This window comes from Acidovorax sp. HMWF018, assembly GCF_003061035.1.
Taxonomy (GTDB): Bacteria; Pseudomonadota; Gammaproteobacteria; order Burkholderiales; family Burkholderiaceae_C; genus Acidovorax; species Acidovorax delafieldii.
Genome location: NZ_QAIM01000482.1, coordinates 4,411 through 15,409 on the forward strand (window position 1 = coordinate 4,411; position 10,999 = coordinate 15,409).

The following is a 10,999-nucleotide window of genomic DNA, read 5'->3' on the forward strand; positions in this document are numbered from 1 at the left end:
CTGATCTGCCAGGGCTGGACACCCAACTGGGCCTGCAGCGCGCGCTGGGCAAGACAGGGCTGTACGCCGAGATGCTGCGCCGCTTTGTGCAAGGGCAGGCTCCGGTGTTGCCAGAGCTGCAGCGTGCGCTCGCGGTGCACGATGTTGCACTGGCCGAGCGCCTGGCCCACACGCTGCGGTCGGTGGCAGCCAACATTGGCGCGCAGGCCGTGTCGGACCGCGCACAGGCGCTGGAGCACGCGCTGCGCTTTCGCCATGGCAACGAGGCCATCGTGCCGCTGCTGGCCGAGCTGCGGGCTGCGCTGCAGCCCCTGCTGCACGGGCTGCAGGACTGGGTGCTGCAGGCCGTGCAGGCGGGCACGACACCTGAGTCAGGTTTGGCGCCCAATGCGAGGGCGCCGGGGGCCGGCATGACGCCCGCCGAGGCAGGGCAGCACTTGCGCCGCCTGCTGGAGCAGGACGATCCTGCAGCCACTGAATTTTTCCAACACAATGGTGTGGTGCTCAAGGCGGCGCTGGGCAGCGCCTTCCAGGTCGTTGAAAAGCACACCCTGAATTTCGATTTCGAGCAGGCGCTGGAAGCCCTGGCTGCGGTGCCGGGCTCTGAATCCCCGGCCCTCGAAACCCCCTGAACGGCATTCACGCAGGACATTTGCATGGACAACGCGCCTTTTGCCTCCAGCCCGGCGACCTTGGTTGACAAGCCGATTGCCACCGTGCTCGTGGTGGACGACACGCCCGAGAACCTCACGCTCATGGGCAGTCTGCTGCGGGAGCACTATGTGGTGAAGGTGGCCAACCATGGGGAGAAGGCCCTCAAAATTGCCCAGTCGGCCACGCCGCCCGATCTGATCCTGCTGGACATCATGATGCCCGAGGTGGATGGCTACGAGGTCTGTCGTCGCCTCAAGGAGGCGCCTGCCACCCGCGACATCCCGGTGATCTTCCTGACGGCGCGTTCCGACACCGACGACGAGCGCATGGGACTGGCCCTGGGTGCTGTGGACTACATCACCAAACCCATCAGTCCGCCGATCCTGCTCGCGCGCGTTAACACGCACCTGGCGCTCAAGGCCACCGCCGATTTTCTGCGCGACAAAAGCGCATACCTGGAACGGGAGGTCGCCATGCGCACGCTGGAGGTGCAGGCCATCCAGGACGTGACCATCATGGCCATGACCTCCCTGGCCGAAACGCGCGACAACGAGACGGGCAACCACATCCGCCGCACCCAGTTGTATGTGAAGACCCTGGCCGAACGCCTGCGCCACCACCCGCGTTTTGAGCATGTGCTGAACGACCGCATGATCGAGCTGCTGTACAAGTCGGCCCCGTTGCACGACATCGGCAAGATCGGCATCCCCGACAGCATTCTGCTCAAGCCCGGCAAGCTCACGGTGGAGGAGTTCGAGGTGATGAAGACCCACACCACGCTGGGCCGCAATGCCATTGACGAGGCCGAGCGGCGCCTGGGCATGCGCGTGGCCTTTTTGAGCGTGTCCAAGGAGATCGCCTACAGCCACCAGGAGAAGTGGGACGGCTCTGGCTACCCGCAGGGCCTGGCGGGCGACACCATCCCGGTGTCGGCGCGCCTGATGGCGGTGGCCGACGTGTACGACGCGCTCATCAGCAAACGCGTGTACAAGCCTGCGTTTTCGCACGACCAGGCCTGTAACACCATCGTGCGGGGCAAGGGCACGCACTTTGACCCCGACATGGTGGACGCGTTTGTGGACATTGCAGAAGACTTCCGCAGCATCGCGCAGAAGTATCCCGACCCGGTGTAGGGAGGCATCCCCCTGAGTCGCTTCGCGCCTTCCCCCCTTCTCTCGAATTGCTGCGCAATTCGGGAAGGGGGACGCAGCCAGTGCGGCGGGGCGGCCCTTGCACGGCTGCGCTGGTAACGAGCGCGCCTACTGCGCGGTCCTGCTACCAGATATTTTCAGCGGTCATCGTGTGCTGGCTTGACGGTGAGGCGCGGTAGTTGAGATGTTCAGAACGGCGCGTCTTCACCCTTGGCTGAGTCAGCCTGGGGCGCCGCCGATTCGGCTGCGTCCGCAGCGCCTTCTGTCTCTGGAATGTTGTTGGCTTCGGGCGTGTCGGGAGTCGCCGCCTGGCGCACAGCAGCCTTGTCGCCAGCACTCGCAAACTTGCTGTACTTGCCCAGGATGGGCACCAGCTGGCCGTAGATGCGGGGGTTGCCTGCCAGGCATTCCCGCTGCTCCAGAAATTCAGCCTCGCCCGTGAAGTTGCCCACCAGGCCGCCGGCCTCGGTCACCAGCAGCGAGCCCGCTGCCACGTCCCAGATCGACAGACCCGTTTCAAAGAAGCCGTCGGTGAAGCCCGCAGCCACGTAGGCCAGGTCCAACGCAGCGGCGCCGGGGCGGCGCAGACCGGCGGTGCGCTGCATCACGTCGGCCATCATGTTCAGGTAGCTCTTGAAGTTGTCGCCCGGGCGGAAGGGGAAGCCAGTGGAGATCAGGCAGTCCTTGAGCTGGGTGCGCTTGGAGACGCGGATGCGGCGCTCGTTCAGGTAGGCGCCGCGGCCCTTGGTGGCGGTGAACAGGTCGTTGCGGGTGGGGTCGTACACGACAGCCTGCTCGACCTTGCCCTTGACGGCCAGCGCGATGCTCACGCAATACACGGGGAAGCCGTGGATGAAGTTGGTGGTGCCGTCCAGCGGGTCGATGATCCAGACAAATTCTGAATCCTTGGCGCCGTATTCCTTGCCCGACTCTTCAGCCAGGATGCCGTGGCCGGGGTAGGCCGTCAGCAGCGTCTCGATGATGATCTTTTCGGAGGCGTGGTCCACCTCGGTCACAAAGTCGTTGATCTGCTTTTGCGAGATCCGCACCGATTCCACGTCCAGGGCCGCGCGGTTGATGATGGCGCCGGCGGCGCGTGCGGCCTTGATGGCCACGTTGAGCATGGGGTGCAGATTGGACGACATAAATTGTGGTGGTTGGCAGCGCGGCCAAGATGGCGCGGGCGTCTGCGTACAGGATGAGCGGGGAGGTCCGACCCGTCCCGGCGATGCGGGCGGCGACAATAGAGGGCAAGATTTTACCCGCAGTGCCCTTTTTTGCCTAACCGGCCGCTTTCCCCTTCCCGTTCATCCCGTCCATGAAGACCCGTTTCGTCCTGATCAACACCAGCCACGCCGGCAATGTGGGCGCTGCCGCCCGTGCCATGAAAACCATGGGATTTGACGACCTGGTGCTGGTCGCTCCCCGCTGGGCTAACGTGCTCAGGCGCGAGGAAACCATCCAGCGCGCCAGCGGCGCCCTCGATGTACTGAACAACGCACGCATCGTTGCCACGCTGGACGAGGCGCTCGACGGTATCAGCCACCTGTGCGCCACGGCCATGACGCCACGCGATTTTGGTCCCCCCACAGCAGCGCCGCGTGCGCACTTTGAAGCGCTATTAAAAAGTGAGCTACTCAGGCATGAAGTACTAGCGCTAGAGGCCAAGAACCCTCAAAACGCAGGCGACGACACCGCTGCAGACCCGAGTGCGGCCCCGCAGGCCGGTGTGGCCTTTCTCTTTGGCTCGGAGCGGTTTGGCATGACCAACGAGGATGTGTACCGCTGCCACGTGGCGCTGTCGATTCCCACCAACCCCGGCTTCGGCTCGCTCAACCTGGGGGCGGCCATCCAGGTGATCGCCTACGAATGGCGCCAGGCGCTGGGCGGCTTTGCGGTGCAGGACGCCACCCCGCCACGTGCGTTGGCCGACGCTGCCCAGGTGGCGGGCATGCTGGGCCATTGGGAGCAGGCGCTCACATCCATCGGTTTCCTGGACCCGGCCGCGCCCAAGAAGCTCATGCCCCGCCTTAACCAGCTTTTCAACCGCGCGCAGCTCAGCCCCGAGGAAATCCACATCTTGAGAGGTGTCGCCAAAGCCATGATCGAGACGGCGCAGGCGAAACGATAGACTGTGCAGCCCATTTACAAATAACCATAACAACCAATGCTCGCCCGCTTGCGCTCCGATATCCAGTGCATCCTCGACCGCGATCCTGCCGCGCGCAGCACGTGGGAGGTGATCACCTGTTATCCGGGCCTGCACGCGATCTGGCTGCACCGCCCCGCGCACTGGTGCTGGCACCACGGCCTGAAGTGGCTGGGGCGCTTCATCTCGCACTTTGCGCGCTGGTTCACCGGCATCGAGATCCATCCCGGCGCCAAGATCGGGGAGCGTGTGTTCTTCGACCACGCCATGGGCGTGGTGGTGGGCGAAACCGCCGAGATCGGCGATGGCTGCACCATCTACCAGGGCGTGACCCTGGGCGGCACCTCGCTCTACAAGGGCACCAAGCGCCACCCCACGCTGGGCAAAGATGTGGTGGTGAGTGCAGGCGCCAAGGTGCTGGGCGGCTTTGAAGTGGGCGACGGCGCCAAGATCGGCTCCAATGCCGTGGTCATCAAACCCGTGCCCGCTGGCGCCACGGCCGTGGGCATCCCGGCACGCATCATCCCGTCCAAGGAAGGCCAGAGCGCCGACGTGACCGAACCCCAGCCATCGCGCAAATTCACCGCCTACGGCATCACGCAGGAAGACGACCCGCTCTCGCAGGCCATGCGTGGGTTGATCGACAACGCCTCATCGCAAGAGCATCAGATTGCGTTGCTGTGGCAGGCCATCGAAAAGCTCTCGGCCGCCAACCTGCAGGCCAAGGACTGCGTGCCCTGTGACGCGGCGATCAAGGAGCAGTTCGAGGCGGGCAAGCTCAACGAGCTGGTGGGCAAGTAGGCTTCCTGCCGTTGCGTGGGGGCACTGCGGGCTCAGTGCTTGCTAGGCTTGCTGCTCTTCTTTTCGTAGAAAGCCACGATGGGCGGATCAAACTTTGCGTGGTCCAGTTGCCACAGCCCCAGCGGTCCGTGCATCAGCGGAATGCGGTGTTCGCTGCCGTCGGGCCATTGCTCCCAATAGTCCCGCATGCGCGGAAACTTCAGTGGCGGCAGGCCCTGCGTGGTGTCGATAGGCTCCAGCCGATAGGTGCTCGACAGGCGGTATGCGTGGTCTTCTGACACCGAGCCTGCCAGGATTTGGTCTACCCGCTTGAGCACGGGCAGGGCAGCCCCGGCCGATACGGCGCCCAGCATCAGGGCCAGCGCCATCGATTCGCGCGAGGGGATGCGCCCTGCGGCGAAGAACCGGTAGCACAGTGCCACCAACGCTGCGATGCCCACCGACGCCAACAGCCAGGTCAGGGGCGAGCGCAGGATGCTGAAGAGCTGCGCATCCGTCAGCTCGTAGCCGGAGAACACAAAGCTGTCGAGCAGCGCAAACAGCATCAGGCCCAGGAACAGCACCGTCGCGCCCAGGCTGCGAGGGTTCTTCTCCAGTGCGAAATCGTGTGTGTTCTCTTCGTCCAGCGGATAGTCGGGAAACGCCGAGCGGAAGATGTCGCACAAGGCCTCGCGCGACGGCCCGGCGCTCCAGCCGGTATCGGCGGTGAACAGCACCTGGCCTTTGGGGGTGTCCAGCCGAGCCCAGTGGATGTTGCCCGTCTTGATGGATTGGTTGCCCAGCCACTCGACCTTCAGCCCCGATTTGGGCACCAACGACTCGAAAGCCTTGCCCGTCTTGGCCCAATGCCCCCGGATGCGGAATGCTTCTCCATCGTCGATCAGCACGCCCTTGGCTTCGAAGGCCATAAGCCGCATCCAGCGTCCAAAAAATGCGGGGCGGGCCAGGTTGATGCGCCAGTAGTGCCTGCCCTTGAGGTCCTTCACCAAAGCATCCTGGCGCTGTTTCATGGCGCGTATGCGCACATACATCCACAAGGCCAGGGCGACTATCAGCAGATGGGGGAGGGCGAAGGCAAGGTACTTCATCGTCTGTGTGATGGGCGATGGGGGGAGCTTCCGCCCATGGGCCAGCGCTGGCCTGCAGGCGGTTCAGGCGTTCTTGGCCCGGACAGCGTTCTTGGGCCGGAACGCCTTGCAGACCTCATCCCGCGTTTCCATGTACGGCCCGCCGATCAGGTCCACACAGTAAGGCACGGCGGCGAAGATGCCCGGCACGATCTGCTGGCCGTTGGCGTCCTTCAGCCCCTCCAGCGTCTCGGCAATCGCCTTCGGCTGACCAGGCAGATTAATGATCAGGCTCTGGTCTCGGATCACAGCGACTTGGCGCGAGAGGATGGCGGTAGGCACAAACTTCAGGCTGATCTGGCGCATCTGCTCGCCAAAGCCTGGCATCTCCTTGTGCGCCACGGCCAGCGTGGCCTCGGGCGTCACGTCGCGCAGCGCGGGGCCGGTGCCGCCAGTGGTCAGCACCAACGCGCAACCGGCGTTCACCAGTTCGATCAGCGTGGCGCTGATGCCGGCCTGCTCGTCGGGGATCAGGCGCGACTCGAAGGTGATGGGGTTGTACAGCGCGCGCGTCAGCCAGTCCTGCAAGGCAGGCAGGCCCTTGTCTTCATAGACACCGGTGCTGGCGCGGTCGCTGATCGAGACGATGCCGATCTTGACGGCGTCGTGGACGGCTTCACTCATCGTCGTTGTCCTCGTCGGTGTCGCTGGCATCTGCCGTGCCCGTGCCGCCCAGGTGCTCGCGCACCAGTTGGAACAGCTCGCGGTATGCACGGCCCTTGCGGGGCGCCAGGCCTTGCGAGACCTGGACGTTGGCCTCCTTGCCCGCAGGCTGCGCATCCTTGCGGGCCTGGCGGATCAGCGCGCGCAGTTGCTGGGTGTCGGTGTCGGGATGCTCGGCCATCCAGGGGGCCAGTGCATCGTCGTCGGCAATCAGGCGGTCGCGCCATTGCTCGGCCAGATGCAGTTGCAGCTTTTCGGTGGCAGAGCCTTTGTGCTGTTCTTCCAGCGCCTGGCGGGCGGCCTGTACCAGCTCTGGTTCGAGCTTGCGCATGAGCTTGCCCACATACTGCATCTGGCGGCGCTTGCCTTCAAAGTTGGTGATGCGCTTGGCCTCGGCCAGCGCCTCCACCAGTTTGTCGGGCAGGCCCACGGCGTCGAACAGGTCGGCGCGCAGGTTCAAAAGCTCCTTGCCCAGGTCCTGCAGTTCGTCGCTCTCGCGCTTGAGATCGGTGCGGCTGGCATCGGGCGTGCCTTTGAGTTCGGCCTTGAGCTGAATGTCCAGTTCGCTGCCTTCGGCAACAAACTGGCCTCGCACAAAGTAGCCTTTTTTGGGTTTGCGTGACATGGGGTGGGGGCAAAGAGAGGCGGGCGCAGGGTGCGCCGCAGTGGCAAGTATCATAGCTGCCGCTATGAACAAACCCTCCAACCGCGCCCCGCGCACCCCTGGCGCGCTGGCTGCTGTGCCCGCAGCTGCCACCTCCCGCACCCCTGACAGCGGCTTCAGCTACAGCCGCCCGTTTTTTGAAGACCTGGTGGACCGCGCCCTGGCCCATGCCAAAAAGCTCGGTGCGACCGACGCGGGCGCCGAGGCGTCCGAGGGCTGTGGCCTGTCGGTCAGCGTGCGCAAGGGTGAGCTGGAGAACGTGGAGCGCAACCGTGACAAGTCGCTGGGCGTGACGGTCTACATCGGCCACCGCCGAGGCAACGCCAGCACGTCGGACTTTTCTACCAAGGCCATCGAGCAGACCGTGCAAGCGGCCTATGACATCGCCCGTTTCACGGCCGAAGACCCCGTGGCTGGCCTGCCCGACGCCGGCGATATCGCGCCCCAGGAGACGCACCGCGACCTGCAACTCTTCCACCCCTGGGCCATCACCAGCGAAGAAGCCGCAGAGATGGCCAAGGCCTGCGAGGCCGCGGCTTTCAAGACGCATCGCCGCATCACCAACAGCGAAGGTGCTGGCGTGTCGGCCCAGCAAAGCCATTTCTTCAGCGCTCACACACGCGGCTTTCGCGGGGGCTATGCCAGCTCGCGCCACAGTTTCTCGGTGGCCCCCATCGCCTCGTTGCCCGGCAAGAACGCCGAAATGCAGCGCGACGCCTGGTACAGCTCGATGCGCAACGCAGCCGATCTGGCCTCGCCCGAGGCCGTGGGTCGCTACGCCGCGCAGCGTGCGCTGAGCCGCCTGGGCAGCCGCAAGATCCCTACCACGCAATGCCCCGTGCTTTTTGAGTCGACCCTGGCCGCTGGCCTGCTGGGCGGTTTTGTGCAGGCCATCAGTGGCGGCTCGCTGTACCGCAAGAGCAGCTTCTTGCTCGACTCGCTGGGCAAGATGGTCTTTCCCAAGCACATCGACATCCTGGAAGACCCCTTCATCCTGGGTGGCAAGGGCAGCTCGCCGTTTGACGAAGAAGGCGTGCGCGTGGCGCCGCGCAAGGTGGTGCAGGGTGGTCGCGTGCAGGGCTACTTCCTGTCGAGCTACTCGGCCCGCAAGCTGGGCATGAAGACCACGGGCAACGCCGGAGGCTCGCACAACCTGGTGATGACATCGCGCCTCACGCAAGCCAGCGACAACCTGGACGCCATGCTGCAAAAGCTGGGCACGGGCCTGTTTGTGGTGGAGCTGATGGGCCAGGGCGTGAACTACGTCACGGGCGACTATTCGCGCGGCGCGAGCGGCTTCTGGGTCGAGAACGGCCAGATCGCCTACCCAGTGCACGAGATCACCATTGCAGGCAACCTCAAGGACATGCTCAAGGGCATCGAGGCCGTGGGTGCCGATGCCTACAACTATGGTGCCAAGACGGTGGGTTCGATCCTGGTCAACCGCATGAAGGTGGCGGGCAGCTGATGTTCGCGTCCGCAGCAGGCGGATACCGCCAGTGGCTGTTGTGATGCGGGTTTTCTGCAACTCTCCCGCCCCAGGCCCTCGTGACTGCGAGGGCCTTTTTTCATGGAGGGTTTCGTCAGGTGGCACTGCGGGGCTTGGCCGCCCAGGTGTCTTTCTTCCCGCGCATGCCCACGGGCAGCGCGAGCCCGACGCGGTGCCGGGACATCGCATCCCGGGGCTCAAGATGGGCCAGCATCAGAGAAGCTGCGTCGGCATAGGGAACGATCATCTGCGGCACCTTCGATGCGAACAGCAGCAGCATCAATGGGCTGGGTAGCCTGCCCGCAAAGGCTGGCACGGAGACCGGCAGCTGGTCCGCGGCGATGCGCAGCCGGGCGATCCCCAGCGCGGGTTGGTCGACCATCGGTCCCGGGCACAGCAGGCGCCAATCGAGGGACGAGGTGTTCAGGCGCTCAAAGTTCTTCTTGTGCGGCCAATAGGTGTCGCGCACCTTGGGCAGTTCAACACCCCGGCGGCCTGTCTGGCCGATGTCGAGCACCGCAGCGCCCCCTAGAAACCAGCAGGTTGGCCGCTCTGCGGGGGCCAGGGACTCCACGCTGGAAACAATGCGGTCCACAAGGTCGACAAACGCGCGACCTTCGGTGACCAGCCCCGCACAGTTGATCAACGCCTCGTGGCCCCGGATGATGTCTGCCAAGGCGCTGATTGCCACGGACCCCAGGTCCACCTGGTGCACCGTGATGCGTGATCGAAGGTCCTGGGGCAGCCGGGCAGGGTTGCGCACTAGCACTGACACCTGGTGGCCCGCCGCAACAGCTTGCTGCAGTACGTGGCGGCCGAGGGAGCCCGTGGCTCCCAGGATGAGAAGACGCTTCATGATGATTCGCGAGAGGATTGAGGAAAGGTCTGCCGATGGCCGGGTAGTCATCGACGGGCGATGCCGCGATGATTCCATGCCATCGTCTCTGCAGCACCAATGGCGGGTGAGGCCCATCGCGAAGACGGTGACTTTGTTCACAGTGATTGTCTTTGCCTGCGGGTTCTCGCGGGTCTTGCCTGCCGCCGTACAGGTGGTGCAGGAATGCCGACGGACACGCGATATGCTGTGCCCACCATGCCTGTCGTGCCCCCGAAGCCCCCAGCCAACGGCCATACCGCTGACCCCATTGCGCCGCAAGTCCCGGCCCTGTTGCGCCGTCTGCTGCGCGCCAAGGACCGCATGGACGCTGCGTCGCACGAAGCCTGGCCGGTGCAGCGGCTGGCCGAGGTCAGCGGCGTCTCTGAGGCGCATTTCGCACGATCCTTCCGGCAGGCGTTTGGCATCCCGCCCCACCGCTACCTGCTGACCCGCCGCATCGAACAGGCCACCACGCTGCTGCGCGACACGGACTTGCCCATCACCGAGATTGCGTTTGCCACCGGCTGGGAGAGCCTGGGCACCTTCGGCCGCACCTTTCGCGACATCACGGGGCAGAGCCCCGGTGCGGTGCGCCTTCAGGCCCAGGCCCGCTTGGAGCCATTGGGCAAGGTGCCGGCCTGCGTATTGAAAGCCGCACAACGCCCTGACCTCACCACCGCAGTTTCGGAGAAGCGCCGCCGCCTGGCGGAAGGTACAAACCCGTCATCAACAACCAAGGAGATCTGATGACGAAGAACCAAGGCATTGCCGTGGTGGGCGTGTATGTGGACGACCAGGACGAGGCCCTGACGTTTTACGTGGGCAAGCTCGGGTTTCAGGTGCATACGGACGTGCGCAATGGCCCCTACCGCTGGCTGACGGTGCAGCACCCCGACCAGCCGGGCTTTCAGTTGGGGTTGTTCAGGCCCGGCCCGCCCATCCACGACGAGGCCACGGCGCAAGCCCTGCGCGCCATGGTGGCCAAGGGCGCCATGCCGCCGCTGGTGTTGCATGTGTCGGACTGCCGCGGCGCGTATACCCGGCTGCGCGACCTGGGCGTGGAGTTCACACAGGAGCCTGTGGACCGGTACGGCAACGTGGACGCGGGCTTTCGGGACCCGGCGGGCAACGGCTGGAAGCTGATCCAGCTCGCTGCTGGAGGTGTGCAATGAGCGCCGGTGCGGGAATTCGGCGGTTCCATCGCTGGGTGTCGATGGCGTTCATGTTGGCCGTCATCGCCAATTTTGTGGCTCGCGCCCAGGGTGCAGGCAACCCGCCGGACTGGGTCACGTACGCACCCCTGCCGCCGCTGGCACTGCTGCTGTTGACGGGGTTGTACCTGTTCGTGCAACCCTACCTGCAGCGGCTTGCTGTCCGGTCTTCTGTTCGGCCTGCCCCGGGCGCCCAGGGCTTGCCGCCCGCGT

13 protein-coding genes are annotated in these 10,999 nt (G+C 65.0%); 8 read left to right on the forward strand and 5 right to left on the reverse strand.

Annotation, left to right across the window (positions count from 1 at the left end; genetic code table 11):
* Positions 1–632 (forward strand): Hpt domain-containing protein (locus DBR23_RS31330; protein WP_233250616.1); only part of this gene is annotated, 632 nt, incomplete at its 5' end.
* 24 nt (positions 633–656) lie between these two features.
* A complete protein-coding gene (locus DBR23_RS20545) occupies positions 657–1,787 on the forward strand; it encodes a two-component system response regulator (protein ID WP_108499435.1) in 1,131 nt (376 codons plus the stop codon).
* Positions 1,788–1,993: 206 nt separating this feature from the next.
* Here the strand turns inward: DBR23_RS20545 and DBR23_RS20550 are convergent, their stop codons facing one another.
* Positions 1,994–2,950, reverse strand: coding sequence for an inositol monophosphatase family protein (locus DBR23_RS20550; RefSeq protein ID WP_056058182.1), 957 nt, complete (start codon positions 2,948–2,950; stop codon positions 1,994–1,996).
* Between the two features lie 173 nt (positions 2,951–3,123).
* Here DBR23_RS20550 and DBR23_RS20555 point away from each other — a divergent pair, with 173 nt between their 5' ends.
* Positions 3,124–3,936, forward strand: a complete 813-nt coding sequence (locus DBR23_RS20555) for an RNA methyltransferase (protein ID WP_108499436.1) — start codon at positions 3,124–3,126, stop codon at positions 3,934–3,936.
* A 36-nt stretch (positions 3,937–3,972) separates the two neighbouring features.
* A complete protein-coding gene (gene cysE, locus DBR23_RS20560; RefSeq protein ID WP_056058188.1) occupies positions 3,973–4,755 on the forward strand; it encodes a serine O-acetyltransferase in 783 nt (260 codons plus the stop codon).
* 32 nt (positions 4,756–4,787) lie between these two features.
* Here cysE and DBR23_RS20565 read toward each other — a convergent pair whose 3' ends face one another.
* The 3 genes from DBR23_RS20565 to yjgA all read right to left on the reverse strand — a co-directional run bounded on the left by DBR23_RS20565 (position 4,788) and on the right by yjgA (position 7,170).
* Complete coding sequence (locus DBR23_RS20565; protein WP_108499437.1) at positions 4,788–5,843, reverse strand: hypothetical protein; 1,056 nt, start codon at positions 5,841–5,843, stop codon at positions 4,788–4,790.
* A 63-nt stretch (positions 5,844–5,906) separates the two neighbouring features.
* Positions 5,907–6,506 (reverse strand): molybdopterin adenylyltransferase, encoded by a 600-nt coding sequence (gene mog / locus DBR23_RS20570; RefSeq protein ID WP_108499438.1) that lies wholly within the window; start codon positions 6,504–6,506, stop codon positions 5,907–5,909.
* Positions 6,499–7,170, reverse strand: coding sequence for a ribosome biogenesis factor YjgA (gene yjgA / locus DBR23_RS20575; protein WP_099730855.1), 672 nt, complete (start codon positions 7,168–7,170; stop codon positions 6,499–6,501). The genes mog and yjgA overlap by 8 nt, the downstream gene beginning before the upstream one ends.
* A 64-nt stretch (positions 7,171–7,234) precedes the next feature.
* Here yjgA and pmbA point away from each other — a divergent pair, with 64 nt between their 5' ends.
* Positions 7,235–8,677, forward strand: coding sequence for a metalloprotease PmbA (gene pmbA / locus DBR23_RS20580; RefSeq protein ID WP_108499439.1), 1,443 nt, complete (start codon positions 7,235–7,237; stop codon positions 8,675–8,677).
* Between the two features lie 115 nt (positions 8,678–8,792).
* Here pmbA and DBR23_RS20585 read toward each other — a convergent pair whose 3' ends face one another.
* Positions 8,793–9,554, reverse strand: a complete 762-nt coding sequence (locus tag DBR23_RS20585) for an NAD(P)-dependent oxidoreductase (protein WP_056058204.1) — start codon at positions 9,552–9,554, stop codon at positions 8,793–8,795.
* 237 nt (positions 9,555–9,791) lie between these two features.
* Between DBR23_RS20585 and DBR23_RS20590 the strand changes: the two genes are divergently transcribed.
* The 3 genes from DBR23_RS20590 to DBR23_RS20600 form a co-directional block, all read left to right on the forward strand.
* Positions 9,792–10,322, forward strand: a complete 531-nt coding sequence (locus DBR23_RS20590) for a helix-turn-helix domain-containing protein (protein WP_233250617.1) — start codon at positions 9,792–9,794, stop codon at positions 10,320–10,322.
* On the forward strand, positions 10,322–10,747 hold the full coding sequence (locus tag DBR23_RS20595; protein ID WP_108499440.1) for a VOC family protein: 426 nt from the start codon (positions 10,322–10,324) through the stop codon (positions 10,745–10,747). Before DBR23_RS20590 ends, DBR23_RS20595 begins: the two co-directional genes overlap by 1 nt.
* Positions 10,744–10,999, forward strand: a 256-nt coding sequence (locus tag DBR23_RS20600; protein WP_192419880.1) for a hypothetical protein, incomplete at its 3' end; no start/stop codon positions are given. The genes DBR23_RS20595 and DBR23_RS20600, both read left to right, overlap by 4 nt.